Source organism: Micromonospora sp. WMMD708, assembly GCF_049315245.1.
GTDB lineage: Bacteria > Actinomycetota > Actinomycetes > Mycobacteriales > Micromonosporaceae > Micromonospora > Micromonospora wenchangensis.
Genome location: NZ_CP186060.1, coordinates 4,821,404 through 4,845,708 on the forward strand (window position 1 = coordinate 4,821,404; position 24,305 = coordinate 4,845,708).

27 protein-coding genes are annotated in these 24,305 nt (G+C 73.2%); 12 read left to right on the forward strand and 15 right to left on the reverse strand.

The features are described 5' to 3' along the window. Window positions 1-26: 26 nt before the first annotated feature. A complete protein-coding gene (locus ACN260_RS21170) occupies window positions 27-2,096 on the reverse strand; it encodes an APC family permease (RefSeq protein WP_422752723.1) in 2,070 nt (689 codons plus the stop codon). 161 nt (window positions 2,097-2,257) lie between these two features. Here ACN260_RS21170 and ACN260_RS21175 point away from each other — a divergent pair, with 161 nt between their 5' ends. Beyond that, window positions 2,258-2,923, forward strand: coding sequence for a potassium channel family protein (locus ACN260_RS21175; RefSeq protein WP_088646419.1), 666 nt, complete (start codon window positions 2,258-2,260; stop codon window positions 2,921-2,923). 3 nt (window positions 2,924-2,926) lie between these two features. Continuing rightward, window positions 2,927-3,616: a potassium channel family protein gene (locus ACN260_RS21180; protein ID WP_088646420.1), complete on the forward strand. Its 690-nt coding sequence runs from the start codon at window positions 2,927-2,929 to the stop codon at window positions 3,614-3,616. A gap of 73 nt (window positions 3,617-3,689) precedes the next feature. On the opposite strand, the gene ACN260_RS21185 is transcribed toward ACN260_RS21180, so the two are convergent. From ACN260_RS21185 to dut, 4 genes are all read right to left on the reverse strand, one after another. Further along, on the reverse strand, window positions 3,690-4,373 hold the full coding sequence (locus ACN260_RS21185; protein ID WP_422752724.1) for a DUF3159 domain-containing protein: 684 nt from the start codon (window positions 4,371-4,373) through the stop codon (window positions 3,690-3,692). Next, on the reverse strand, window positions 4,370-4,750 hold the full coding sequence (locus ACN260_RS21190; RefSeq protein ID WP_088646422.1) for an OB-fold nucleic acid binding domain-containing protein: 381 nt from the start codon (window positions 4,748-4,750) through the stop codon (window positions 4,370-4,372). Before ACN260_RS21190 ends, ACN260_RS21185 begins: the two co-directional genes overlap by 4 nt. A gap of 265 nt (window positions 4,751-5,015) precedes the next feature. Continuing rightward, window positions 5,016-5,669: a DUF3710 domain-containing protein gene (locus tag ACN260_RS21195; protein ID WP_422752725.1), complete on the reverse strand. Its 654-nt coding sequence runs from the start codon at window positions 5,667-5,669 to the stop codon at window positions 5,016-5,018. A 25-nt stretch (window positions 5,670-5,694) separates the two neighbouring features. Beyond that, window positions 5,695-6,267, reverse strand: a complete 573-nt coding sequence (gene dut, locus ACN260_RS21200; protein ID WP_422752726.1) for a dUTP diphosphatase — start codon at window positions 6,265-6,267, stop codon at window positions 5,695-5,697. A 42-nt stretch (window positions 6,268-6,309) separates the two neighbouring features. Here dut and ACN260_RS21205 point away from each other — a divergent pair, with 42 nt between their 5' ends. Continuing rightward, a complete protein-coding gene (locus ACN260_RS21205) occupies window positions 6,310-6,810 on the forward strand; it encodes a DUF3093 domain-containing protein (protein ID WP_422752727.1) in 501 nt (166 codons plus the stop codon). A gap of 64 nt (window positions 6,811-6,874) precedes the next feature. Here the strand turns inward: ACN260_RS21205 and ACN260_RS21210 are convergent, their stop codons facing one another. Then, window positions 6,875-7,786 (reverse strand): hypothetical protein, encoded by a 912-nt coding sequence (locus tag ACN260_RS21210; protein ID WP_422752728.1) that lies wholly within the window; start codon window positions 7,784-7,786, stop codon window positions 6,875-6,877. A 135-nt stretch (window positions 7,787-7,921) separates the two neighbouring features. After that, window positions 7,922-8,218, reverse strand: coding sequence for a DUF4193 domain-containing protein (locus tag ACN260_RS21215; protein ID WP_067315205.1), 297 nt, complete (start codon window positions 8,216-8,218; stop codon window positions 7,922-7,924). 433 nt (window positions 8,219-8,651) lie between these two features. Here ACN260_RS21215 and ACN260_RS21220 point away from each other — a divergent pair, with 433 nt between their 5' ends. Further along, a complete protein-coding gene (locus ACN260_RS21220) occupies window positions 8,652-9,167 on the forward strand; it encodes a LytR C-terminal domain-containing protein (protein ID WP_363656431.1) in 516 nt (171 codons plus the stop codon). Window positions 9,168-9,275: 108 nt separating this feature from the next. Here ACN260_RS21220 and ACN260_RS21225 read toward each other — a convergent pair whose 3' ends face one another. Continuing rightward, on the reverse strand, window positions 9,276-10,088 hold the full coding sequence (locus ACN260_RS21225; protein ID WP_422752729.1) for an inositol monophosphatase family protein: 813 nt from the start codon (window positions 10,086-10,088) through the stop codon (window positions 9,276-9,278). A gap of 448 nt (window positions 10,089-10,536) precedes the next feature. Here ACN260_RS21225 and ACN260_RS21230 point away from each other — a divergent pair, with 448 nt between their 5' ends. Together ACN260_RS21230 and ACN260_RS21235 are read left to right on the forward strand one after the other, a co-directional pair. Continuing rightward, on the forward strand, window positions 10,537-12,144 hold the full coding sequence (locus ACN260_RS21230) for an RNA polymerase sigma factor (protein ID WP_422752730.1): 1,608 nt from the start codon (window positions 10,537-10,539) through the stop codon (window positions 12,142-12,144). A gap of 248 nt (window positions 12,145-12,392) precedes the next feature. Then, a complete protein-coding gene (locus ACN260_RS21235; RefSeq protein ID WP_088646450.1) occupies window positions 12,393-12,626 on the forward strand; it encodes a DUF7455 domain-containing protein in 234 nt (77 codons plus the stop codon). Window positions 12,627-12,886: 260 nt separating this feature from the next. On the opposite strand, the gene ACN260_RS21240 is transcribed toward ACN260_RS21235, so the two are convergent. From ACN260_RS21240 to ACN260_RS21250, 3 genes are all read right to left on the reverse strand, one after another. Then, window positions 12,887-14,620 carry a DEAD/DEAH box helicase gene (locus ACN260_RS21240; protein WP_088646427.1) on the reverse strand — a complete coding sequence of 578 codons (1,734 nt, stop codon included), beginning with the start codon at window positions 14,618-14,620 and terminating at the stop codon, window positions 12,887-12,889. Window positions 14,621-14,784: 164 nt separating this feature from the next. Beyond that, window positions 14,785-15,435, reverse strand: a complete 651-nt coding sequence (locus tag ACN260_RS21245; RefSeq protein ID WP_088646451.1) for a trimeric intracellular cation channel family protein — start codon at window positions 15,433-15,435, stop codon at window positions 14,785-14,787. Between the two features lie 41 nt (window positions 15,436-15,476). After that, window positions 15,477-15,701, reverse strand: a complete 225-nt coding sequence (locus ACN260_RS21250; protein WP_176739083.1) for a DUF3039 domain-containing protein — start codon at window positions 15,699-15,701, stop codon at window positions 15,477-15,479. Between the two features lie 84 nt (window positions 15,702-15,785). Between ACN260_RS21250 and ACN260_RS21255 the strand changes: the two genes are divergently transcribed. Beyond that, window positions 15,786-16,712 (forward strand): pseudouridine-5'-phosphate glycosidase, encoded by a 927-nt coding sequence (locus ACN260_RS21255; RefSeq protein WP_422752731.1) that lies wholly within the window; start codon window positions 15,786-15,788, stop codon window positions 16,710-16,712. After that, the gene (locus tag ACN260_RS21260; protein WP_422752732.1) at window positions 16,709-17,617 is read left to right on the forward strand and encodes a carbohydrate kinase family protein; all 909 of its coding nucleotides are present in this window, start codon (window positions 16,709-16,711) and stop codon (window positions 17,615-17,617) included. The genes ACN260_RS21255 and ACN260_RS21260 overlap by 4 nt, the downstream gene beginning before the upstream one ends. 33 nt (window positions 17,618-17,650) lie before the next feature. Here ACN260_RS21260 and ACN260_RS21265 read toward each other — a convergent pair whose 3' ends face one another. Then, window positions 17,651-18,010 (reverse strand): DUF3099 domain-containing protein, encoded by a 360-nt coding sequence (locus ACN260_RS21265; RefSeq protein ID WP_194821888.1) that lies wholly within the window; start codon window positions 18,008-18,010, stop codon window positions 17,651-17,653. Between the two features lie 103 nt (window positions 18,011-18,113). On the opposite strand from ACN260_RS21265, the gene ACN260_RS21270 reads away from it, so the two are divergent. Together ACN260_RS21270 and ACN260_RS21275 are read left to right on the forward strand one after the other, a co-directional pair. After that, window positions 18,114-18,401 carry a hypothetical protein gene (locus ACN260_RS21270; RefSeq protein ID WP_422752733.1) on the forward strand — a complete coding sequence of 96 codons (288 nt, stop codon included), beginning with the start codon at window positions 18,114-18,116 and terminating at the stop codon, window positions 18,399-18,401. Window positions 18,402-18,415: 14 nt separating this feature from the next. After that, window positions 18,416-18,727, forward strand: coding sequence for a hypothetical protein (locus tag ACN260_RS21275; RefSeq protein WP_422752734.1), 312 nt, complete (start codon window positions 18,416-18,418; stop codon window positions 18,725-18,727). 9 nt (window positions 18,728-18,736) lie between these two features. Here ACN260_RS21275 and ACN260_RS21280 read toward each other — a convergent pair whose 3' ends face one another. The 3 genes from ACN260_RS21280 to ACN260_RS21290 all read right to left on the reverse strand — a co-directional run bounded on the left by ACN260_RS21280 (window position 18,737) and on the right by ACN260_RS21290 (window position 22,064). Then, the gene (locus ACN260_RS21280; protein ID WP_422752735.1) at window positions 18,737-19,936 is read right to left on the reverse strand and encodes a low temperature requirement protein A; all 1,200 of its coding nucleotides are present in this window, start codon (window positions 19,934-19,936) and stop codon (window positions 18,737-18,739) included. Window positions 19,937-19,992: 56 nt separating this feature from the next. Further along, entirely contained in the window at window positions 19,993-20,568 is a 576-nt protein-coding gene (locus ACN260_RS21285) for an HhH-GPD-type base excision DNA repair protein (RefSeq protein WP_422752736.1), read from the reverse strand. A 272-nt stretch (window positions 20,569-20,840) separates the two neighbouring features. Further along, complete coding sequence (locus ACN260_RS21290) at window positions 20,841-22,064, reverse strand: S8 family peptidase (RefSeq protein ID WP_422752737.1); 1,224 nt, start codon at window positions 22,062-22,064, stop codon at window positions 20,841-20,843. Between the two features lie 191 nt (window positions 22,065-22,255). Between ACN260_RS21290 and ACN260_RS21295 the strand changes: the two genes are divergently transcribed. Both ACN260_RS21295 and dtd read left to right on the forward strand, forming a co-directional pair. Continuing rightward, complete coding sequence (locus tag ACN260_RS21295) at window positions 22,256-23,740, forward strand: DUF7059 domain-containing protein (RefSeq protein ID WP_422752738.1); 1,485 nt, start codon at window positions 22,256-22,258, stop codon at window positions 23,738-23,740. Then, on the forward strand, window positions 23,740-24,162 hold the full coding sequence (dtd, locus tag ACN260_RS21300; protein ID WP_422752739.1) for a D-aminoacyl-tRNA deacylase: 423 nt from the start codon (window positions 23,740-23,742) through the stop codon (window positions 24,160-24,162). The genes ACN260_RS21295 and dtd overlap by 1 nt, the downstream gene beginning before the upstream one ends. The last annotated feature ends 143 nt before the right edge of the window (window positions 24,163-24,305 follow it).

A 24,305-nucleotide genomic window follows, 5' to 3' on the forward strand; every position in this document is an offset into this window, starting at 1 on the left:
GGAACGGGCGGGTCCGGGGTACGCGGTCACTGACGGTCTCCGGTCGACGGGCCGGGCTCGCCGGGCGGGGCGGTCACCGGCGGGACGGGCGGCGGCAGGGTGCTGCGCGGCGCGACCCGGGGCCCCCGGGCGGGGGTACGGCTCAGCGTCTCGTCCAGCCGGTCGAGGTTCTTGGTCGCGGTGGACGCCAACTGCCACGGCACACTGGTCACCATCACGCCCGGCTCGAAGAGCAGCCGGCCCTTGAGCCGCAGCGCGCTCTGGTTGTGCAGCAGGTTCTCCCACCAGTGGCCCACGACGTACTCGGGGATGAAGACGGTGACCACGTCGCGGGGCGACTCCCGGCGGGTGTTCGCCACGAAGTTCAGGATCGGCCTGGTGATCTCCCGGTACGGCGAGTCGACCACGGTCAGCGGCACCGGCAGTTCGCGGCGCTCCCACTCCTGCTGGAGCTGCCGGGTGTCCTTCTCGTCCACGTTGACGGTGACCGCGGTCAGCGTGTCCGGCCGGGTGGCGCGGGCGTAGGCGATGGCCCGCAGGGTCGGCTGGTGCAGCTTGCTGACCAGCACGATGGCGTGGTTACGGGCGGGCAGCACGCCGCGTACCTCGGTCGGTTCCAGCTCGGCGGCGATCCGGTCGTAGTGCCGGCGGATGGCCAGCATCAGCACGTAGATCACCGCCATCGCGGCGATGGCGATCCACGCGCCGAGCAGGAACTTGGTGATCAGCACGATGACCAGGACGGTGCCGGTCATCGCCATGCCGAACGCGTTGATCGCCCGGGAGCGGAACATCCGCCGGCGGGCCTGCGGGTCACGCTCGGTGCGCAGGTGCCGGTTCCAGTGCCGGATCATGCCGGCCTGGGAGAGCGTGAACGAGACGAAGACGCCGACGATGTAGAGCTGGATCAGCTTGGTCACCTCGGCCTGGAAACCGACGATCAGCACGATCGCGAAGACGGCGAGGAAGACGATGCCGTTGGAGAACGCCAGCCGGTCGCCCCGGGTGTGCAGTTGCCGGGGCAGGTAGCGGTCCTGGGCGAGGATCGAGCCGAGCACCGGGAAGCCGTTGAACGCGGTGTTCGCGGCCAGGAACAGGATCAGCGCGGTCATCCCCGCGACCACGTAGAGCAGCACCGACCCACCGCCGAAGACCGTCTCGCCGAGCTGGGTGGTGACGGTCTTCTGCACGTACCCGTCGGGGCCGGAGAGGATCTGCGTGTTCGGGTCCTCGACGAACTGGAGGCCGGTCAGCCGGGCCAGCCAGATGATGCCGACCAGCATCGCCACCGAGATGGTGCCGAGCAGCAGCAGGGTGGTGGCCGCGTTGCGGCTCTTCGGGGCCTTGAACGCCGGCACCCCGTTGGAGATCGCCTCGACCCCGGTCAGCGCGGCGCAGCCGGAGGAGAAGGTCCGCAGCAGCAGGAAGATCAGCGCGAAGCCGGTCACGCTGTGCTCGGCCTGGATCTCCAGCCCGGCGCTGGGGGCGCGCAGGTCGTCGCCGAGGATGAAGTACCGGACCAGCCCGGTGAGGATCATCCCGCCGATGACGATCACGAAGCCGTACGTGGGGATGGCGAACGCGGTGCCGGACTCGCGCAGCCCGCGCAGGTTCATCGCGGTCAGCAGCACCACCGCGCTCACCGCGATCAGCACCTTGTGGCTGGCCACGAAGGGCACCACCGACCCGAGGTTGGCCACCCCGGAGGAGACCGACACGGCGACGGTCAGCACGTAGTCGACCAGCAGCGCGCTGCCTACCGCCAGCCCCGCCCGGGGACCCAGGTTGACGGTGGCCACCTCGTAGTCGCCGCCGCCCGAGGGGTACGCGTGCACGTTCTGCCGGTAGCTGGCCACCACGGTCAGCATGACCACGACCACCGCGAGGGCGATCCAGGGGGAGAACAGGAACGCCGACGCCCCGGCGATGGACAGGGTCAGCAGGATCTCGTCCGGCGCGTACGCGACGCTGGACAGCGCGTCGGAGGCGAAGACCGGCAGGGCGATGCGCTTGGGCAGCAGGGTGTGCTGGAGCCGGTCGGACCGGAACGGTCGACCGACGAGGAGTCGCTTCAGCAGCGAGGTGGGACTGGCCACAAGCGCTAAGGGTACGACCACCGGATCGTGGTCGCCGGGGGGTGCCTGGTCCCCTCCCCGCGCCCCGGCGCGGTACCGTTCGGTCCCCCGTGGTCGGGGTGGACGTGGCAGGCTCGCAGACGACAGTCGCCGGGAGGCGGGCACACCTTGGGAGGGACACCGTGCACGTCGTGATCATGGGCTGTGGGCGGGTCGGCTCGACGCTGGCCCAGAGCCTGGAGTCCCGGGGGCACTCGGTGGCGGTGATCGACCAGGACGCGGACGCGTTCCGCCGCCTCGGCCCCGACTTCGCCGGGATCACCGTCACCGGTGCCGGCTTCGACGGCGAGGTGCTGCGCCAGGCCGGCATCGAACGGGCGGACGCCTTCGCCGCCGTCTCCAGCGGCGACAACTCCAACATCATCTCGGCCCGGTTGGCCCGCGAGACGTTCGGCGTCTCCCGGGTCGCCGCCCGGATCTACGACCAGCGCCGGGCGCAGGTCTACGAGCGGCTCGGCATCCCCACCGTCGCCACCGTCCGCTGGACGGCCGACCGGATGCTGCGCCACCTGGTCCCCGAGGGCAACGTGGAGATCTTCCGGGACCCGACCAGCACCGTGTCGATCATCGAGGTGCCGGTGCACAAGGACTGGATCGGCCGGCCGCTGCGCCAGTTGGAGGAGGCGGCCGGCACCCGGGTGGCGTACCTGACCCGCTTCGGCATCGGCATGCTGCCCACCGCGTCCAGCGTCGTGCAGGAGGGTGACCAGCTCTACCTGCTGGTCACCGACGACATCGCCGCCCAGGTCACCGCGGTGGCCGCCACGCCGCCCGAAGGAGGGCACTGAGCCATGCGGATCGCCATCGCGGGCGCCGGCAACGTGGGCCGGTCGATCGCCCAGGAGTTGATCGACAACGGCCACCAGGTGATGCTGATCGAGCGGCAGCCCCGGATGCTGCGCCCGGACCGGGTGCCGACCGCCGACTGGGTGCTGGCCGACGCCTGCGAGCTGGCCAGCCTGGAGGAGGCGAACGTCGCGGGCTGCGACGTGGTGGTCGCCGCCACCGGCGACGACAAGGTCAACCTGGTGGTGTCCCTGCTGGCCAAGACCGAGTTCGCGGTGCCCCGGGTGGTGGCCCGGGTCAACCGGGCCGAGAACGAGTGGCTGTTCACCGAGCAGTGGGGCGTCGACGTGGCGGTCAGCAAGCCCCGGGTGATGGCCGCGCTCGTCGAGGAGGCGGTCACCGTCGGCGACCTGGTCCGGTTGATGACGTTCCGGCAGGGTGAGGCGAACCTGGTGGAGATCACCCTGCCGCCGACCGCGCCCTACGTGGGCCAGCCGATCCACGCCGTGCCGATCCCCCGGGACGCCGCGCTGGTGGCGATCCTGCGCGGCAAGCGGGTGCTGGTGCCCAGCCCCGACGACCCGATCGAGGCCGGCGACGAGCTGATCTTCGTGTGCACCGCCCAGGTGGAGGACGAGGTGCGCGGGGTGATCCTCGGCCCCGACAGCGTGGAACGGACCCGCGGCGCGGGCTGACCGGGCGGGGGCGTCCCGCCCGGCGGGTGCCGGGCGCGTGCCGGCCCCGGCGGTCCGGGTGCCGGCCCGGCGGTCAGCCGCCGGGCAGCGGCTGCGGCGCGGACTCCCGGGTCACCCGGCGTACCACCCAGACCGTGATCAGCAGCAGCAGCGCGTAGGGCGGGTAGCCGAGGGCGAGCCGGGCCACCCCCAACGCGGTGTCCTGGTGGGCCAGGTAGAGCCCGGCCTGCACCCCGACCTTGGCCAGCCAGACCACCCCCCAGAGCACGGTGAGCTGGGTGAAGGTACGCACCAGCCGGGGGTCGTCGCGCCACTCGGAGCGCCCCTTGGCCACCAGCACCGACCAGATCCACCCGACCAGGGGCTGCCGGATCACCGCGGAGAGCAGCAGGGCGATGCCGTAGCCGATGCCGTAGAGGATGCCCGGGAGGTAGAAGTCCCGCTCGTCCCCCGTACGCCAGGCGATGGCCGCGCCGATCGCGATACCGAACAGCCCGTTGACGGCGTGCCGGACCGGACGGCGCTGGACCAGCCGGACGACCGCGATCAGCACCGCCACCCCGACCGAGGCGATCACCGCCGGCCGCAGCTCGCCGACCACGTTGGCCAGCACGAAGACCACCACGGGGATGCTGGACTCGACCAGCCCGCGCCAGCCGCCGAGCTGGTCGGCCATCTGCTCGGCGAGGCTGGGCAGCCGCTCGTCGTCCGGCGCGGTGGTCTGCGGATCGGTGGCCGGGGGCTGTCCCGTCGTCACTTCGGCGACTCCAGCTCGTAGTACGGGTTGTAGATGACCTTGCGGTCGTCCCGGACGGCCACCCGGCCCCGCGCGGTCAGGTGCCGGCCCGGCTCGATGCCGGCGATGTGCCGTCGGCCCAGCCAGACCAGGGTGACCACGTCACTGCCGTCGTAGAGGTCCGCCTCCAGGGTGGGCAGGTTGGTCCGGGGCGTGTAGACCACCGTGCGCAGCCGCCCGGCGACCGAGACCACCTGCCCCCGCATGCACTGCCGGGCCAGCACGCCGCCGGACTCGGCGCTCTCCCGGCGCAGCTCCTGCGCCTCGATCTCGGCCTCGCTGGCGGTGAACCGGCGCAGGATGCCCCGTAGCGACATCCGGCTCTCGTCGGTCGACATGACCTCCGCGTCACCCTCTCCACGCTGACCGGTCGGCACCGGCGTCGCCCGACCCCGGGTGGGACCGTGCCGCCAGCGTACGCCGATCCGGCCCCACGGCGTCGGTCCGGTGCGTCCGCCCCCCGGTCGGCACCCCCACCGGAACGCCACCGCCGCCGGCTCGTGGCCGGGACGTGCCGCCGCCCCGACCCGGACGCCCGGGCGGACAGCAGTCCGGGCCGGCCCCGGCCACCTCGGGCGGCGGGGTCCGGCCCGGACCGGTCGGTCAGGCCTGGCGCGGGGCGGGCGTCGCGGCGTCGCCACCCTCGGCCTGGTCGGCCATCTCCCGGGGCAGCCGCAGCGGCAGTGGCTCGCGCACCGGCTTCGCCTCCTGCCCCCGGTCGACCACCAGGCCGTCCAGGCAGGTGGCGAGCGGGCCGGCCGCGGCCGGGTCGGTGGCGGCGGCACCCTGGTAGACGCCCCGGACCATCCAGCGCGGGCCGTCGATGCCGACGAAGCGCAGGTCGGTCGGGCCGTCCGGGGTACGCACCCGGGCGTGCAGCTCGACGCCGTACTCGCCCCGGGCCTCCTGGGCGGTGGCGCCGTCGGCGATCAGCGACTGCCGGATCTCCTCGCGCACCTCGTCCCAGATGCCCTCGGAGCGGGGGGCGGCGAAGACACCGAGCTGGAGGGCGTTGTCCCCGTGGACGAGCACCACCTGCTGGACGACGCCCTGCGGGTCGGCCTGCACCCGCACCTCGACCCCGGGCACCGCCGGGATGTGCAGGCTGCCCAGGTCGAGCCGCTGCACGTCGTCCGGTGCCTCGGCGACGTCGTACGGGCCACGGGCCGGGCCCGCCGTCTCGTACGCGTCAGGGCCCCCGGCCCGCTCGTCACGGGCGTGCCGCCCGTTGTCGGCCCGCTTTCGGGAGAAGATCACTGCGCCCACCCTCCGCTGTTCGCACTCACCCTGCCACCTCTTCCGTCCGTTCGCCGACCCGGTCGGTGTCCGCCACCCGGGTCGGGCCACCGGGCGGGGGCACGAGACCGGCGTGGCCACCGGTCGACCCGTGTCCGCCCGTCCCCCGTCGGGACCCGGGCAGCACCGCCACCGGCTGGAAATCGGCCCGCTCCACCCGCTGGACAACGAGCTGCGCGATGCGATCGCCACGGGAGATCTTCGCCGGTGCGTCCCGATCGTGGTTGATCAGGTTGACCAGGATCTCACCCCGGTAGCCGGCGTCGACCGTACCGGGCGCGTTGAGCACCGTCACGCCGAGCCTGGCGGCCAGGCCGGAGCGTGGGTGGACCAGGCCGACGTAGCCCTCCGGCAGGGCCAGCGCCACGCCGGTGGGGACCAGGGCCCGGCCGCCGGGGGGCAGCTCGACGTCCGCGGCGGCCACCAGGTCGGCACCGGCGTCGCCCGGGTGGGCGTACGCGGGCAGCGGTAGCTCCGGATCGAGCTGCCGGACGGGCACGGGTACGACGTGGGTCACGGATCTGCCTCTTCCGTCGGCGTTCACGGGGTGCCCTGCCATCCTGCCGGGTCGACCGGCCGTCGTGTTCCGTACCCTCGAGGTGTGAGCCTGTCGCCTTCCCCGTCGTCGCCGACCCCGCACGTCGCGGCCGTCCCGGCGTACTCCGAGCGGCTGGGCCTGCCGTGGTGGTGCTGGGCTGCCGGGGTGGCCCTGGCCGGGTTCGCCGCCGTCGAGCTGTGGATGGGCGCCGGCGGGGTACGCGCCTGGCTGCCCTTCGCGCTGCTGCTGCCGGCCACCCTGGCCGGGTTGTGGTGGCTGGGCCGGGTCCGGGTCGCGGTCGCCGACGGTGAGCTGTGGGTCGACGACGCCCACCTGCCCGTCCGGTACGTCGCCGACGCGGTCCCGCTGGACGCCGCCGGCCGGCGCGAGGTGCTCGGGGTGGGCGCGGACCCGCTGGCCTTCGTGGTGCAGCGGCCCTGGATCGGCGGCGCGGTGCAGGTGGTGCTCGACGATCCGGACGACCCCACCCCGTTCTGGGTGGTGAGTTCCCGCCGGCCGACCGAGCTGGCCGCCGCCCTGCTGGCCGCGCGCGACGCGGGCTGAGCACGGCCGTCGCGCCGCCCGGCCCGGAACCGGGGCGGGACCGTCCGGGGTCGGGCAGTCCGGGTCAGGGCAGGACGAGTGGTCCGCCGCCGGGCAGCTCCCCGCGCTGCCGGCGCAGGTCGCGGCGGAGCTGGTCGGCCAGGGAGCGGGTGGCCCGGCGGTTGAGGTAGCTGGCCACGGCCGCGCCGGTGAGGAACGGGCCCAGCGTGGTCAGGTTGCGACCGAAGCGCTTGAGCAGGGTGTCCCGCAGCTCCTTGCGGGCGGCGGTGCCGAGAACCGCGCTCACCCCGACGCCCGGCATCATCGGGTTGATCCCCCGCTGGCTGGCCCAGGACTGGACCAGGGCGATGGTTCGGGGGGTGCCGCCGGTGGGCAGCGGCGCGCCGTAGATCTCGTGCAGCTCGCCGATCAGCTTGAGTTCGATCGACACCACGGCCACGGTCTCGGCGGCGAGCAGGACCGGCGCGGACAGCAGGGTCGGGGCGACCGTCCACTCCACCGCGGCGACGCCGCCGCCGGCCGCGCCCACCCCGGCGGTGGCCCGGGTGGCGTTGCGGACCAGCCGGTCGGCGAGCGCCTCGTCGTCCAGGCCGGGGAAGTGCCGCCGCAGCGTCGCCAGGTCCCGGACCGGGATGTGCGGCGCGACGTCGGCGACCGTGTCGGTCATCCAGCGCAGCGCCGCCCTCGGCTTGAACAGGTCGGCGATGCCCCGACCGCGGGCCTGCCCGACGAGCCGGGCGAGCAGTTGCCGACGGCGGGCGGGGGCGATGTCGTCGGCGGTCAGCGCCGCCACCGTGGCACCCAGCTCGTCGCCGGCCGGACCGCTGCCGGGCGGGACGGTCGGGTCGGTGCCTGCCGGATCGGTGCCGGGCGGGACGGCCGGACCGCTGCCGGCGGCCCGGTCACCGGGCACGACGACGGGCGGGCCGGCGTCGGACTTCGGACCGTCCGGATCGGACCCGCCGTGCTCGTTCATCCGTCTGCCCCTCCCGTGGTGTCCACCGGTCCGGTGGACGCGCCTACCACGAGTCAAGCAGCAACCCGCCGTACCCGCACGGCGGCTCGGGCAGCGGCGGCCCCACGGGGAGGCCGCCGCTGGTGTGGTGGGTGCTCAGACGCACTCGCGGCAGATCAGGTCGCCGTTACGCTCCACCGCCAACTGGCTGCGGTGGTGCACCAGGAAGCAGCGTCCGCACCGGAACTCGTCCTGCTGCATCGGGAGGACCTTCACGGTCAGCTCCTCGTCGGCCAGGTCGGCGCCGGGCAGCTCGAAGCTCTCGGCCACCTCGGCCTCGTCGACGTCCACGGCGCCCGACTGTGAGTCGACCCGCCGGGCCTTGAGCTCTTCCAGGCTGTCCTCGCCGAGGTCGACCTCGTCGCGACGCGGGGCGTCGTAGTCGGTGGCCATCGGTTTCACTCTCCCATATCGATGTTGTCGCTTCCGGTTGTAACGCCGGGCGACGCTGTTTCGGTTCCCACTGGCCGGCCACCAATGTGTGTCGGTCGCCCGACCCGACGGCCTCTGGATCAAGGTCGCCGGGGGCAGGACCCGACGAGCGCGGTACCTTACCCCCTACCGGGCGAGGCATGTATACCGCCCTCGCGGCAGACATGTACGCCCCAGCGGCCAAAGATGTTCCCAATGTGACTCAGGCGACACGAAGATAGGGGTAGTAGTACCCCGTTCCCGGTTGGCGCGCCGGCATGTCGGACTGTTTCCACGCGTCCGCCGGACAACCGTTAACCTCAGCGGCGTACTCGACGGCCGACGGCGCCGCCCGCCGCCGACGTTCGCCGCCACCACCCACTGTCCGGGGAGCACCCAGATGAGCTTTGCGCGAGTGCGAGCACTCGTTGTCGTCGGCCTGCTGGCGGTCGTCGCCCTGGTCATCGTCATCGTCGCCGTGGTTCGCGACACCCAGGGCAGCGGTGCCAACGCCAAGGGCTGCCCCGAGGGCTGGCCACTGGCCGACCTGTCCCTGCGCACGTACAAGGATGTCAAGATCAACATCCTGAACGGCACCGGCGAGCCGGGCCTGGCAAGCAGCGTGGGCGACGACTTCCGCAACCGGAAGTTCCAGGTCAAGAAGGAGGGCAACGCCGCGCACTTCGACGGCGTCGCGCTGCTGCGGTTCGGTCCCAAGGGGGTCGGCTCGGCGCACCTGCTGCGCGCCTTCTTCCTCAACAACGCCGAACGCGACTACGACCCCAAGCGCCAGGACGACACGGTCGACGTGGTGCTGGGCGACAGCTTCCAGCAGTTGGCCACCACCACCGAGGTCAACCAGTCCCTCGGTGACCTGGGCGCGCCGGTCGCCCCGGAGGGCTCCTGCCCGATGCCGGTGGAGGACAAGTAGCCGGCCCCGCCGGTTCCCGGCGACCGACCGGCGCCACCGCCGTTCCCCGGCCGTTACCCGGCTGTCGGGCATGCTCCGGTAGCCGGGTAACGGCCGGTCAGGGAGCGTTCAGGGGCCGCCGGAGGCGTCCAGCGCGGCCAGCCGGGTGTGCAGCGGCGTGAACAGCGCCGGTGGGGCCGCGATGACCAGGTCGGGTCCGGCCGGACGCCCGTTCAGACCGGTCACCCGCAGCCCGGCCTCCGCGGCGACCAGCCCGCCCGCGGCCAGGTCCCAGGCGGCCAGCCCCTTCTCGTAGTAGGCGTCGACCCGGCCCTCGGCGGCCAGGCACAGGTCCAGCGCCGCCGCCCCCATCCGCCGGATGTCCCGCACGTCCCCGATCAGCTCGGCGACCACCCTGGCCTGGTGCCGGCGACGGCCGGCGTCGTAGCCGAATCCGGTGGCGACCAGCGCCTGTCCCAACTCCGTCTCGGTGGAACAGCGCAGCCGCCGGCCGTCGCGCCAGGCCCCACCACCGGCGGTGGCGGTCCACTCCTCGCCGGTCACGACGTTGCGCACCACCCCGGCGACCACCCGGCCGGCCACCTCGGCGGCGAGCGAGACCGCGCAGTACGGCAACCCGTACAGGTAGTTCACCGTGCCGTCGATCGGGTCGACGATCCAGCGCACGCCGTCCGCGCCGGCCTCGACGCCGCCGTACTCCTCGCCGAGCACCACGTCGTCCGGCCGGGCCGCGCGCAGGGCGGCGAGGACCTGCCGCTCCACCGCCCGGTCGGCGGCGGTGACCACGTCGGTGGCGGTGCTCTTGGTCGCCGCGACCGAGACCCCCTCGGCCCGCATCCGGGCCGCCGTGCCGGCCGCCTCCCGGGCCACCCCGACGGCGATCCCGAGCAGTTCCCGCGCGGTGGGCGTCGCACCCGTCATCGAACCCTGCCCCCTTCGCGGCCGCCGGGCGCGCACCGGGCGCACCGTTCGGGAGCCGAACGTGTGCCGCCCCGCCGTCCGGCGCGGCACGAGCCCGCCGCGCGTCGTCGATCCCGTCCGGACAGCATAGGCAGGCGCCGTCACCACCGGGCGCACGCGGTGCGACGGGCGGTTTCCGGCGTCGACCGACCGCCCGCCGGGGCGGGTCGACAGGATGGCCGCAAAGTCGACATCCGTGCCGAACCGGTGGTACAGACGGCCGGTTGCCGTGCGCCGCAGGATGATCGCGCCAACCGGGGTTACAATTCACCCTGCCCACGCGCCACGGACCACCGCCGCACAGCCGGCCCGGGACACGGGGGCCACTCAACGACGTCGACGGCGCGGCATGCCACGCTGCGCCGGACGACTCCGGCCGTGCTCGCTCTTCGCCTCCGGAAGGTCATTCGTGACAGAACCCCGCCAGCCCGGCGCCGACGTTCGCTCGCTCACCGACACCCTGATCGCCCACGCCCAGAGCGCCGGTGGTCAGCTGACGTCGGCCCAGCTCGCGCGCACCGTCGAGTCCGCCGAGGTGACCCCGGCCCAGGCCAAGAAGATCCTGCGGGCGCTCTCCGAGGCGGGCGTCACCGTGGTGGTCGACGGCTCCGCCAGCACCCGTCCCCGCCGGGTGGCCGCCGCCCGGTCGGCCACACCGGCCTCGCGGGCCACCACCGCCAAGACCACCAAGAAGGCCGTCGCGCCGGCCCCGAAGCAGGCACCCGCCGCCGAGGAGGCCACCGCGCCCGCCCCGCGCAAGGCGGCCCCGCGTAAGGCGGCCACCACCGCCGGGGTGGCCGCGAAGGCCGCCACGCCGGCCGCCAAGGCGACGAAGTCGACCCGTGCCACCAAGGCGACGGTGGCAGCCGCCGGGGCCGGCAAGGCCGCCACGAAGGCCAAGGGTGAGGGCGCCGAGGGCGACATCGATCCCGAGCAGCTGGCCGCGGAGATCGAGGACGTGGTGGTGGAGGAGCCGGCCGAGCTGGCCCGCGCCGCCGAGACCGACGCCGCCGCCTCCGCCACCGACAACGACTTCGAGTGGGACGACGAGGAGTCCGAGGCGCTCAAGCAGGCCCGTCGGGACGCGGAGCTCACCGCCTCCGCCGACTCGGTCCGGGCGTACCTCAAGCAGATCGGCAAGGTTCCGCTGCTCAACGCCGAGCAGGAGGTCGAGCTGGCCAAGCGGATCGAGGCCGGCCTCTACGCCGCCGAGCGGCTGCGTGCCGCCGACGACGGCGAGGAGAAGCTGACCCGCGACATGCAGCGCGACCTGCTCTGGATCTCCCGGGACGGCGAGCGCGCCAAGAACCACCTGCTGGAGGCGAACCTCCGGCTGGTCGTGTCGCTGGCCAAGCGGTACACCGGGCGGGGGATGGCCTTCCTCGACCTGATCCAGGAGGGCAACCTCGGCCTGATCCGCGCCGTCGAGAAGTTCGACTACACCAAGGGCTACAAGTTCTCCACGTACGCCACCTGGTGGATCCGGCAGGCGATCACCCGGGCGATGGCCGACCAGGCCCGAACCATCCGCATCCCGGTGCACATGGTCGAAGTGATCAACAAGCTCGGTCGCATCCAGCGCGAGCTGCTCCAGGACCTGGGCCGTGAGCCCACCCCGGAGGAGCTGGCCAAGGAGATGGACATCACACCCGAGAAGGTGCTGGAGATCCAGCAGTACGCCCGGGAGCCGATCTCGCTCGACCAGACCATCGGTGACGAGGGTGACAGCCAGCTCGGTGACTTCATCGAGGACTCGGAGGCCGTGGTCGCGGTCGACGCCGTCTCGTTCTCCCTGTTGCAGGACCAGCTCCAGCAGGTCCTGCAGACGCTCTCCGAGCGGGAGGCGGGGGTGGTCCGGCTGCGTTTCGGCCTGACCGACGGCCAGCCGCGTACCCTCGACGAGATCGGGCAGGTCTACGGGGTGACCCGGGAGCGGATCCGGCAGATCGAGTCCAAGACGATGTCCAAGCTCCGGCACCCGTCGCGCTCCCAGGTCCTCCGGGACTACCTGGACTGAGCCGGTCACGTCAACCCGTCGTGTCGGTTTGATCACCAGGCGTAGAACATGCGATGGTGACCCGTCCAATACGTGTTTGTGATCGTTGACGTGGCACCCTGGGTGCACGGCACACTGTCCTTCCCGCCAGGTGTGACCTCGGTCCCCCGCGGGCACACTGGGAAGGCGGCGCCCGGTAAGGGTGTTGCACGATGAGTGAGCAACGACCGAAGAGAGTGTTCATCGGTGACGACCAGAGGAGGAAGGCGATGACCCCGACCCTCACGCCGCCGCCCGAAACGGTGGCTCCCCCAGCCGCCGATGAACGGTGCGACCGCTGCAATGCTGCCGGCAAGCTCCGTATCACTCTGGCGGGTGGGAGCGAGTTGGTGTTCTGTGGGCACCACGCGAACAAGTACGCCGAGGATCTCGTGAAGATCACGGTGAAGTTCGCGACGGACCCGGAGTTCAGCTGGCGAGGCGCCGATCTGATGGCGAACTGACCCGAAACCCCTACGACGACGCAGCCGGGCGGAGGCACCCACAGGGTGCCTCCGCCCGGCCGTTCCCGGCTCTACCCTCTGCCCACCACCTCCGGTCGCCCCCTACCCGGCCCCGGATTCCCGCCACCGGCCCGGTGATCAAGAGGTTCGCGTCACCATCCCGCCGGTTTCTGACCCGAACCTCTTGATCACCGGGAAAGGCCGGGGATCCGGGGCCGGGAGGACGGGCGGGGCGGGAGAGCGGAGAGGAACGGGGAGCGTCAGAGGGTCTGGACGGTGGCTATACGTTCCTCGAGCTGTTCGATGGTGGCCTGGGCGCTGGGCGGGCCACCGCAGAGCCGGCGCAGCTCGGCGTGGATCTTGCCGTGGGGCAGCCCGGTGCGGTGGTGCCGGGCGGCCACCAGAGCGTTCAGCTGACGCCGGAGCGCCACCCGACGCTGGGCGGCACTCAGTGGTACGGCGGGTGCTGCCGGGGCCGCAGCGGCCGGCTCAGCGGCCTGGACGGCCGTCCGACGCCGCTGCGCGGCGAGCTGGTCGGCCTGCCGCTTGGTCAACAGCAGCGACACCTGGTCGGCGGTGAGCAGACCGGGCAGCCCCAGGTACTCCTCCTCCTCCGGCGTGCCGGCCTGGGCGGCGGTGCCGAAGGACGCCCCGTCGAAGATCACCTGGTCCAGTTCGGCGGTCGCGGACAACGCGGTGAACCGCTTCTCCAGCTCGCCGCTGGCCTGTTCGTCGCGTTGGGCCCGCTCCAGCAGGTCGTCGTCGAAGCCCTCGCGGTCCTTGGGCTTGCCGAGCACGTGGTCCCGCTCGGCCTCCATCTCGCTGGCCAGCCCGAGCAGGTGCGGCACGCTCGGCACGAACACCGAGGCGGTCTCGCCGGGGCGGCGGGCCCGGACGAACCGGCCGATGGCCTGCGCGAAGTACAGCGGGGTGCTGGCGCTGGTGGCGTACACCCCGACCGCCAGCCGGGGGATGTCGACGCCCTCGGAGACCATCCGGACCGCCACCAGCCACCGCTGCTCGGACGCCGCGAACGTCGCGATCCGCGCGGACGCCCCCTGGTCGTCGGAGAGGACCACGGTGGCCTTCTCCCCCGTCACCTGTTCGATCAGCTTCGCGTACGAGCGGGCGTTCTGCTGGTCGCTGGCGATGATCAGGCCACCGGCGTCGGCCATCCCGGCGTTGCGCAGCACGGTCAGCCGGGCGTCGGCCGCCCGCAGCACCTGCGGCATCCAGTCGCCGGCCGGGTCGAGGGCGGTCCGCCAGGCCTGGGCGATCAGGTCCTGGGTCATCGGCTCGCCGAGCCGCGCCGCCAGCTCGTCCCCGGCGTTGGTGCGCCAGCGGGTCTCCCCCGAGTACGCCAGGAACAGCACCGGGCGTACGACGCCGTCGCGCAACGCGTCGGAGTAGCCGTAGACCGAGTCGGCGCGGGAGCGCAGCAGCCCGTCGCCGCCGCGCTCGTAGGTGACGAACGGGATCGGGTTGTCGTCGGAGCGGAACGGCGTACCGGTGAGCATCAGCCGGCGTACGGCGGGCTCGAAGGCGTTCTTGACCCCGTCGCCCCAGGAGCGCGAGTCCCCGGCGTGGTGGATCTCGTCGAGGATGACCAGGGTGCGGCGGGTCATGGTGCGCCGCCGGTGCACCTGCGGGGCCATCCCCACCTGGGCGTAGGTGACGACCGCGCCGTGGAAGTCGGCGGCGGAGTGCAGGTCGGCGTTGCGGAACGCGGAGTCGAGCTGGATGCCGACCCGGGCGGCGGCCTGCGCCCACTGGGTCTTCAGGTGCTCGGTCGGGGCGACCACGGTGACCGCCTCGACGGTGCCGTCGACCAGCAGCTCGGCGGCGATCCGCAGGGCGAAGGTGGTCTTGCCGGCGCCGGGGGTGGCGACCGCGGTGAAGTCTTCGGTACGACGGCGCAGGTACTCCACCATCGCCTTGCGCTGCCAGGCACGCAGGGGCGGGAACGTCTCCAACGCCGGCAACCGGGGTGCCACCCGAGGCTCCTCTCCGACCGCACGAGGCGGATCCGGGCCGAGGGCCACGGTACCGCCGCCCATGAAAACGCCTCCGCGCAGAGCATGCCGCGAAGGCCGGCCCAGCATAACCAGCCGGGCCCGGCAACCCCAGCCGACACCACGCCGACCGGTCCCGCCGCCGGTCAGCCGGGTGGACGGCCGAGGCCGGTCTCCGGCGGACGCATCGTCGCCACGGGTGCCGACCACCGTCGCCGCAGCGCCACCAGGCGCAGTACGAAGACCAGCAGCGCCGCCGCGGTCAGCCCGCCCGCCCCGGCGTACCCCAGCGCCGACAGCAGCACCACCATGATCGAGCCGGCGAGCGCGGCGACGGCGTAGATCTCCCGGCGCAGCACCACCGGGATCTCGGCGGTCAACAGGTCCCGGCCGAGCCCGCCGCCGATCGCCGTGAGCATGCCGATGACCACCGCGCCGACCGCCGGCACCCGGGCGTCGAGCGCCTTGAGCGTGCCGGTGACGGTGAACAGGCCCAGCCCGGCGGCGTCGAGCACCAGCACGGTGGTGCGCAGCCGGGCGAGCTGCGGGTGCAGCCAGAACACGGCGGTGGCGGTGACCGCGGCGGTCGCGGCGTAGCGCCAGTCGGCGAAGGCGAGCGGCGGGACCTCGTCGATGACCAGGTCACGGAAGATCCCACCACCCAGCGCGGCGACGAACCCGACGAAGACGACGCCGAACAGGTCGAGCCGCTTCGCCACCGCCGCCGAGGCGCCGGAGGCGGCGAAGACGGCCACCCCGGTCAGGTCGGCCAGGAGCAGGGCGGTGGAGGTGGTCACACCGCCGAAGGTTACGGGGGCGGTCCGGTGGACCGCCCGGATCACTCGCGGTACGAGTCGTAGATCTCCTTGCACTTCGGGCAGACCGGCGAGCCGGGCTTGGCGGCCTTGGTCACCGGGAACGTCTCGCCGCAGAGCGCCACCACGTAGGTGCCCATCACGGCACTCTCGGCGATCTTCTCTTTGCGGACGTAATGGAACATCTCGGGACCCGTGTCGGCGTCCTTCAACTCCGGACGCTCAAGAACCTCGGTACTCACAGTCACACCTCCAACTGCCCAAGTTTGGCAGGTCGGCCGGGTCCGGTCCACCGCAGCCCACCCCGACGGCGGCCAGTTACGGTAGCTGACGTGACCACCTTTCACATCCGGCCCGGTACCGAGGTCGACGAAGCCCTGCGTGACGGCCGTCCCGTCGTCGCCCTGGAGAGCACCATCGTCTCGCACGGTCTGCCCCGACCGGACAACCTGCGCGTCGCCCGGCAGATCGAGCAGACGGTACGCGACGCCGGAGCCGTCCCGGCCACCATCGGCATGGTCGGCGGCGAACTCGTCGTCGGCCTCGACGACGCCGAGCTGACCCGGCTCGCCACCGTCGACCCAGTGGCGAAGCTCTCCGTCCGGGACCTCGCCGTGGCCGCCGCCACCGGGGCCGACGGGGCCACCACCGTGGCCGCCACCAGCGCGGTGGCCGCCGCCGTGGGGATCGGCGTCTTCGCCACCGGCGGCCTGGGCGGGGTGCACCGGGAGGCGGCGCAGACCTTCGACGAGTCGGCCGACCTGGTCACCCTGGCCCGTACCCCGATCACGGTGGTCTGCGCCGGGGTCAAGTCGATCCTCGACGTCGGGGCGACCCTGGAGCGGCTGGAGACCCTCGGCGTCGGGGTGGTCGGCTACCGCACCCGGCGGTTCCCCGGCTTCTACCTGACCGACTCCGGGTTCGACCTGGACTGGTCGGTGGACTCCCCCGAGCAGGTCGCCGCGGTGCTCGCCGCCCGTGAGCAGCACGGGGTGCACGGCGGCGGCCTGATCGTGGCCAACCCGCTCCCGGTCGACGAGCAGCTCGACCCGGCGCTGCACGACCGCACCCTCACCGAGGGCCTGGCCCGGCTGGGCCGCGAGGGGGTCACCGGCAAGGCGGTCACCCCGTTCCTGCTGGCCCACTTCCACTCGGCCACCGAGGGCGCCAGCCTGGCGGTCAACGTCCGGATCATCCTGCGCAACGCCGACCTGGCCGCGCGGATCGCGGTCGCGGCGTCCGGACGCACCGCCGCATGACCGCTCCCGGTCGGATCGTGGTGGTCGGCGACCTGATCACCGACGTGGTCGCGGTGCTGGAAGGCGCGCTGGCCACCGGCTCGGACACCCCGGCGACCATCCGGGTCACCGGCGGCGGGCAGGCGGCCAACACCGCCGCCTGGATCGCCGCCCAGCACGCGCCGGTGACGCTGGTCGGCGCGGTCGGCGACGACAGCGCCGGTCGGGACCGGGTGGCCGAGCTGGAACGGGCGGGGGTGGACTGCGCGGTCGAGGTGCACCCGCAGGCCACCACGGGAACGGTGATCGTGCTGGCCACCGCCGACGAGCGGACCATGGTCACCGAACGCGGGGCGAACCTGCGGCTGACCGCCGAGCACGTGGACCGGGCCCTGGCGGCGGTGCCCGACGCCACCCACCTGCACCTGTCCGCGTACTGCCTGTTGGACGCCGGGTCGCGACCGGCCGGGCTGCGCGCGTTGGCCGCCGCCCGTGAGCGTGGGCTGACCACCAGCGTCGACGCCGCCTCCGCCGCGCCGTTGCGGCGCATCGGCGCGGCGGCCTTCCTGTCCTGGGTACGCGACGTCGACCTGCTGCTGGTCAACGCGGACGAGGCGGGGGTGCTGGCCGGCGGGCTGGACCCGGCGGCCCAGGCGCGGGCGTTGTCGGCGGCGGCCCGACGGGTGGTGGTCAAGCGGGGCGGGGCGGGCGCGATCTGGGTGGACCGGCGGGCCACCGTCGGGGTGACGCCGTCGTTGCGGGTCGCCGTGGTGGACGTCACCGGGGCCGGGGACGCCTTCGCGGCCGGCCTGCTCACGGCGTGGACCACCGGCGCGACCCCGAGGGCCGCGCTGACCCGGGCCGCCGACCTGGGCGCCCTGGCGGTCTCGATGGTGGGTGCCCGGCCGGAGGCGACAGGCGGGTAGCGGTGCCGGCTACGTCCGCACCGGTCGGCCCGGTCAGGGTTCGGCGTCGATGATCCGGTGCGGGCGTTCCTCGGCGGTGAGGCTCATCGGCGGGGTCTCGTCGCGGTGCCGGGGCTGGAACCTGGTGGCCAGCCGGTGTTCCTCCTTGGGCGGACGGTCGTTGGCGAGCAGCACCGCCAGCCAGGGGATGAGGATCATGCCCAGCGCCACCAGGGGCAGCCAGAGCCAGAGCAGCGGGGCCTTCGTGCCGACCAGGACCGCTCCGGCGATCACGCAGGCCACCCGGATGCCCATCATCAGCACGTACCGCTTCTGTCGGCTGGTGAGCTGGTCGTCCTGGCTGCGCGAGGCGTCGGTGATCAGAATCGGCTGGTACGCCTGACGCTTCACCATGGACCTCCTGAGGGGATTACCCACCATCCTGTCACCGCACCACCTTGATCAGCGAAAATCGACGCATACCGGGATCGTGTTACGTACGTGGTACGCTCCGGCGGTGGGCAGCCGGTTCAGCTTCACCGAGGAGGCGTTGGCCAACCTGCGGGTCTACGACGTCACCCCCGGGGAAGTCTGGGAGGCGCTGCACAGCACCCGCCGGGTGATCCGGCACCTCGGCGAGGACCTGACGGTCGTCTACGCGGCGAGCGGTCGCGGCCGGCGGCTGGCCGTCCTGCTCGCCGAGGCCGACGGCACCGACCACGACTGGGACGTCCTCTCCGCCCGCGAACTGAGCGACGTCGAGGCCAAGCGCTACGACGAGACCGTGCGGAGAACGCGCCGATAGAGGAGGCGACGGCGATGAACCGTGACGAGGCCATCAAACGATTCCACGGCGGCGACGACACGTTCGCCGAGCTGATCGACGACAGTCGGCCGGTGGAACTGCCCGCCCCCGACACCGACGTGCCGATGGTCAGCCGTTCGGTACGCCTGCCGGTGGACACCTACGAGCGGGTCCGGGCGGCGGCCGAGGCGCGGGGCATCGGCGTCACCACCCTGATGCGGCAGTGGATCGAGGTCGGCCTGGCAGACCTGGACGACTCGGCCACCGTCTCGCTCGCCGACGTACGCCGGGCGCTCGCCTCGCTGTCCCGCCCCACCGCCGCCTGACCGGCCCGCTCACAGGGCAGGGTGGGGCCGCTCCGGTGGCCGCCCGTACGCCCGGCGGTAGTCCGCGACCGTGACCGCCGCCAGCACGGTCGCGGTCGCGGCGAGCGCCACCACGCTGACCGTCAGGGTCGCCAGGGGCGTCAGCACGGCCAGGACGAGCACCGCGATGATCCGGGAGCGGGACACCCGCCCGAACACCTCGTGCTCGAACCGGGCGCGGGCGAGCAGGAAGACCGCCGGCCCACCCGTCAGGAAGACCGCCCAGGCCAGCTCGGTGCGCTCGTACGGGTGCACGATCGCCAGCTCGTAGCCGACCGCCGTGGTCAGCACCCCGGCGACGATCGCCAGATGGGTCCAGCTCATCGACTCCCCCAGCCGACCGGGCGCACGGGCCACCCGGATCGCCTCGGTGAGCAGGTGACCCGCCCGGTGGAAGTAGATCCGCCAGAGCAGCACGGTGGTGACGAAGGAGAGCAGGAACGCCCCGGAACTGGCCGTGGAGAAGCTGTGCCCGCTGAACGCCAACCCGATGACGAGGATGTTCTCGCCGAGCGCGATCAGGAAGAACTGCTGGTGCCGCTCGGCCAGGTGCTCCCCCAGCACCGCCCAGGTGGAGGTGCGGGTCGCCCCCAGTCGCGGCACCGGCCAGCCGAACATCAGCCCGGCGTAGTCGACGACGACGGCCACCGACCAGCAGACCAGCCGCCAGGTCCCGGGCAGCACCGCCCCGAGCAGCCAGGGCACGGCGCTGACCGCCGCCCAGGACGCGACCCGCACGGTGACCAGCCGGCGGGGGTGACCGCGCAACGCCAGGGTGAGGATGAGCGGCCGGCCCACCTGCACCGCCACGAACGCCAGGGCGAAGGCCGGCGCACGGGTGTCGAAGGCGCGCGGCGTGGCGACCGCCATCACCATGCAGCCCAGCATCGCGTAGACCACCACGAACTGGATCTCCGGCCGTTCCGGCTCGTAGCGGCTGGTGACCCAGGCGGTGAAGGTCCAGACCGCCCAGAAGGCCAGGAAGATCACCAGGGTCTGGGCGATCTCGACGGGCAGGTCCCGCCGGGGGGTGTTCAGATCGTCGATCACCCGCTGGGAGACCCGGGTCAGGGCGAAGACGAAGACCAGGTCGAAGAAGAGTTCCAGGAAGGTGGCCCGGGGCGAGCTGACCCCGCCGCGCAGCAGCGCCGCCCCCCGCTCGTCCGTCATCGTCCACCCGTCGCCGCTGTCGCGGATCTCAACGAGCCGACCCGGCTGCGGTTGCGTCAGCCCTTGTCCGCCTTCGCCGCCGCCTTCATCTGCTGCTTGTACTCGCGTACCCGGCGCAGCGACTCCGTGTCGGTGACGTCGGCGACCGAGCGGAAGGTGTCCGGGTCGCCGTACCCGCCGGCGGCCTCCCGCCAGCCGTCGGGACGCACGTCGTACCGCTTGCCGAGCAGGGCGACGAAGATCTGCGCCTTCTGGGTGCCGAAGCCGGGCAGGTCGGCGATCCGGCGCAGCAGTTGCGCGCCGTCGGTGACGTCCGCCCAGAGCCGGCCGGCGTCGCCGGCGTACCGGTCGACCAGCACCCGGCACAACTCCTGCACCCGGCCGGCCATCGCTTTCGGGAACCGGTGCAGCGCGGGCGGCCGGGCGAAGACCTCGACCAGCTCCTGCGGGTCGTAGCCGGCCAACTCCCGGGCGTCCGGGTCGTGGCCCAGTCGCTGGGCCAGCACGTACGGCGAGGAGAACGCCTTCTCCATCGGCACCTGTTGGTCCAGCAGCATCCCGGTCAGCAGGGCCAGCGGGCTGCGCTCCAGCAACCGGTTGGCCTCGCCGTCGATAGGCAGCGAGAGCGTCATGCCCCCATCCTGCCCGCACCGGCCGCCCCGCCGGCCGACATCCGCCTCCGGCCCGCCGCGCCGGGGCCGTCCGGACGCCCGGACGCGGAGCGGCCAGGTGGACACAGCGCGGCCCGGTGGACGCGGCGCGGCCCGGTGGACGCGGCGCGGCCCGGTGGACGCGGCGCGGCCCGGTGGACGCGGCGCGGCCCGGTGGACGCGGCGCGGCCCGGTGGACGCGGCGCGGCCCGGTGGACACGGGGTCCACCGGGCCGGTTGGGTGCCGTGGGGGGTCAGTTCACGACGTAGAGCAGCCGGTTCGGCGAGCCCGAGCCGGGGCTGGTCACCACGTTCGGGGTGGCGCTGCCGGTCAGGGAGCTGGCGACCTGGGCCGGGGTGTACGACGGGTTGGCCGACAGGACCAGGGCGGCGGCGCCGGCGACGTGCGGGGACGCCATCGAGGTGCCACTGATCGAGTTGGTGGCGCTGTCGTTGGTGTTCCACGACGAGGTGATGTTCGAGCCCGGCGCGAACAGGTCGACGCAGGTGCCGTAGTTGGAGTAGGAGGCCCGCGCGTCGGTGTTGGTGGTGGCGCCGACGGTGATCGCCGAGGCGACCCGCGCCGGGGAGGAGCTGCAGGCGTCGGCGCTGGAGTTGCCGGCCGCCAGCGCGTACGTGATGCCTGAGCTGATCGAGCTGGCCACCGCGTTGTCGATGGCGGTGCTGGCCCCGCCGCCGAGGCTCATGTTGGCCACCGCCGGCTTGACCGCGTTGGCGGTCACCCAGTTGATGCCGTTGACCACGGCGGTGGTGGTGCCGCGACCCCGGCAGTTGAGCACCTTCACCGCGACCAGCTGCACGCCCTTGGCCACACCGTACTTGGTGCCGCCGACGGTGCCCGCGACGTGGGTGCCGTGGCCGTTGCAGTCGGTGTTGTTGGAGTCGACCGCGTTGGTGCCCCAGGTGGCCCGTCCGCCGAAGTCGGAGTGGGTGATCCGGATGCCGGTGTCGATGATGTAGGCCCGCACGTTGGTGGCCGTGGTCGGGTAGGTGTAGCTGGAGTTCAGCGGCAGGTTGCGCTGGTCGATCCGGTCCAGGCCCCAGGACGGCGGGTTGGTCTGGGTCGCCTGGACGGTCATCACCCGGTCCTGCTCGACGTAGGCCACCGACGGGTCGGCGGCGAGCCGGCGGGCCTGGCTGGCGCTCATCTTCGCACTGAACCCGGTGAGCGCGGCGCTGTAGACGTCGGCGACGTTACCGCCGTACCGCTTGGTGAGGCTGGCGGCCCGGTCCGGTACGGCGGTCCGGGCGGCGCGGCTGTTGGCGGCGCCGACGGCTTCGCCCTTCAGCACGACCAGGTAGCTGCCGCTGATCGCGTCCGGGGAGGAGGCGTAGCGGATCTGGCCGGTGGGGGCGGCGAGGGCGGGGGCGCCCGCGGCGACGGAGAGGGCGGCAGCGGCGGCCGCGACGGCGACCGCGCGGAGCGCGTGACGCCGGGGGACGGACACGTCGGACATCGTCTGAACTCCCTACCGGGAACGACCGGACAGACGGGGGCCGTCCGAACGTCCCATCGACGGATGTTGGAGGGAATGTTAACGAGACATCGACGCACGTAACAGAGATAACGGCCGGGGGATTGAGCTGGTGTTATGGAAGTCGCCGGGTGCCCCCCACCGCCGGCCTCCGGGCCAGGCAGGATGACGAGGTGGACCGTTACGACATGCTGCTCTCCCCCGCCGGCGTCGACGCGCTGCGCACCGCGCTCACCGGCGCCGACTTCACCGCCAACGGCATCGCCGGCCGGCTCGGGCCGCAGGCCACCGGCGGGGTCGCCCGCAACGACTTCCGGGCCGCGCTGCGCGCCACCGAGGATCGGGACCCGCTGGCCACCCTGATCCGGGTGTTCGTCTGCGACCAGACCGAGCCCGAGTCGGCGGTCGCCGCCGCGCTCGCCCCGCTCGACCTCGCCGAGGCCGTCGCCGCCGGCCTGGTCGAACCGTGCGGCGACGGCCTGCGCGCCGGGATCGACCTGGAGCCGTACGGGGACGACTGGTGGGTGCTCGCCGACGTGCCGACCAGCGCCCGCCCGGGCCGGCCACTGCCCAGCGAACACGTGCTCGGCATCGGCGGGGCCACCCAGACCCTGATCGGGGCGACCGTCCGCCGCCCGGTGGACACCGCGCTGGACCTCGGCACCGGCTCCGGTGTGCAGGCCCTGCACCTGGCGACGCGGGCCCGACGGGTCACCGCCACCGACGTGTCGGAGCGGGCGCTGCGCTTCGCCGCCACCACCGCCGCCCTCAACGGGCAGGACTGGGAACTGCTGCGGGGCGACCTGGTCGCGCCGGTGGCCGGCCGCCGGTTCGACCTGGTGGTCAGCAACCCGCCGTTCGTGGTCGGGCCGGGCACCACCACCCACGTCTACCGGGACTCCGGCCGGGTCGGCGACGCGATCGGCGCGGAACTGGCCGCCGCCGCCCCGGGCCTGCTCACCGAGGGCGGCACCATGCAGTACCTGGCCAACTGGGTGCACGTCGCCGGGGAGGACTGGGCGCAGCGGGTGACCGGTTGGTTCGCCGGCACCGGCCTGGACGCCTGGGTGATCCAACGCGAGGTCGCCGACCCGATGGCGTACGTCAACCTGTGGCTGACCGACGTCGGTGAGGCGGCCGACCCGCACCGGGCGGCGGCCTGGCTGGACTGGTTCGACGCGCACAAGATCGAGGCGGTCGGGTTCGGCATCGTCTCGCTGCGCCGGGGCGGGCACACCGACCCCGTCGTCCGGGTGGAGGATCTGCGCCAGCGGGTCGAGGCCCCCCTGGGCGACCAGGTCACCGCCTGGTTCGACAGGCAGGACTTCCTGCTCGCCCGGGGCACCGACGGGGTGCTCGACGCCCGCTACCGGGCCGCCCCGGGGCTGCAACTGCGGCAGGAGGCGACCATCGGCGACGAGGGCTGGGCGGTGGACCGGCAGGTCCTGACGATGCCGCGCGGGCTGCGTTGGAGCGAGGAGATCGACCCGCTGGTGCTGGCCCTGGTCGGCGGCTGCGACGGACGGTTGCCGCTGCGCGACCAGCTCGCCCTGCTCGCCGCCGCGCACGACGTCACCACCGACGAGTTGGCCGAGGCGGCCGGACCGATCGTGGCGCACCTGGTCGAACGGGGCATCGTCGAGCCGGTGACCGACTGATGCGGGCGGTGGTGCAGACCGTCGGCCGGGCCAGCGTCACCGTCGACGGCGAGGTGGTCGGCGCGATCACCGACGGCCTGCTGGTGCTGCTCGGGGTCACCCACACCGACACCCCCGAGCTGGCCGCGACGATGGCCCGCAAGGTGCACGAACTGCGCATCCTCGACGACGAGCGCAGCGCCGCCGACACCGGTGCGCCGATCCTGCTGGTCAGCCAGTTCACCCTCTACGGCGACACCCGCAGGGGCCGCCGGCCGAGCTGGACCGCCGCCGCCCCCGCCGAGGTGGCCGAACCCCTTGTCACCGCCGTGGTCGAAGCGCTGCGCGCCCGGGGCGCGACGGTCGAGACGGGCCGCTTCCGCGCCCACATGCTCGTCGAGAGCATCAACACCGGCCCCCGCACCCTCCTCCTGGACCTCTGACCCGCCCTTCCCCCTCCCCCACTCCCTCCCCCCGCCCGCCCCGCCCCCACGCCAGCCCCGCTGATCAAGAGGTTTACGTCACTCTGAAGATCGAAGTTGACGCAAACCTCTTGATCATTTGACGCAAACCTCTTGATCACCGA

Excerpts from the sequence above, each read along its gene's own strand:
- ACN260_RS21275 (WP_422752734.1), top strand. The coding sequence starts at position 18,416 with ATGAACCGTGACGAGGCCATCAAACGATTCCACGGCGGCGACGACACG.
- dut (WP_422752726.1), bottom strand. The coding sequence starts at position 6,267 with ATGGCAGGGCACCCCGTGAACGCCGACGGAAGAGGCAGATCCGTGACC.
- ACN260_RS21180 (WP_088646420.1), top strand. The coding sequence starts at position 2,927 with ATGCGGATCGCCATCGCGGGCGCCGGCAACGTGGGCCGGTCGATCGCC.
- ACN260_RS21225 (WP_422752729.1), bottom strand. The coding sequence starts at position 10,088 with ATGACGGGTGCGACGCCCACCGCGCGGGAACTGCTCGGGATCGCCGTC.
- dtd (WP_422752739.1), top strand. The coding sequence starts at position 23,740 with ATGCGGGCGGTGGTGCAGACCGTCGGCCGGGCCAGCGTCACCGTCGAC.
- ACN260_RS21265 (WP_194821888.1), bottom strand. The coding sequence starts at position 18,010 with ATGGTGAAGCGTCAGGCGTACCAGCCGATTCTGATCACCGACGCCTCG.
- ACN260_RS21290 (WP_422752737.1), bottom strand. The coding sequence starts at position 22,064 with ATGTCCGACGTGTCCGTCCCCCGGCGTCACGCGCTCCGCGCGGTCGCC.
- ACN260_RS21235 (WP_088646450.1), top strand. The coding sequence starts at position 12,393 with ATGACCCCGACCCTCACGCCGCCGCCCGAAACGGTGGCTCCCCCAGCC.
- ACN260_RS21190 (WP_088646422.1), bottom strand. The coding sequence starts at position 4,750 with ATGTCGACCGACGAGAGCCGGATGTCGCTACGGGGCATCCTGCGCCGG.
- ACN260_RS21215 (WP_067315205.1), bottom strand. The coding sequence starts at position 8,218 with ATGGCCACCGACTACGACGCCCCGCGTCGCGACGAGGTCGACCTCGGC.
- ACN260_RS21285 (WP_422752736.1), bottom strand. The coding sequence starts at position 20,568 with ATGACGCTCTCGCTGCCTATCGACGGCGAGGCCAACCGGTTGCTGGAG.
- ACN260_RS21210 (WP_422752728.1), bottom strand. The coding sequence starts at position 7,786 with ATGAACGAGCACGGCGGGTCCGATCCGGACGGTCCGAAGTCCGACGCC.
- ACN260_RS21280 (WP_422752735.1), bottom strand. The coding sequence starts at position 19,936 with ATGACGGACGAGCGGGGGGCGGCGCTGCTGCGCGGCGGGGTCAGCTCG.
- ACN260_RS21260 (WP_422752732.1), top strand. The coding sequence starts at position 16,709 with ATGACCGCTCCCGGTCGGATCGTGGTGGTCGGCGACCTGATCACCGAC.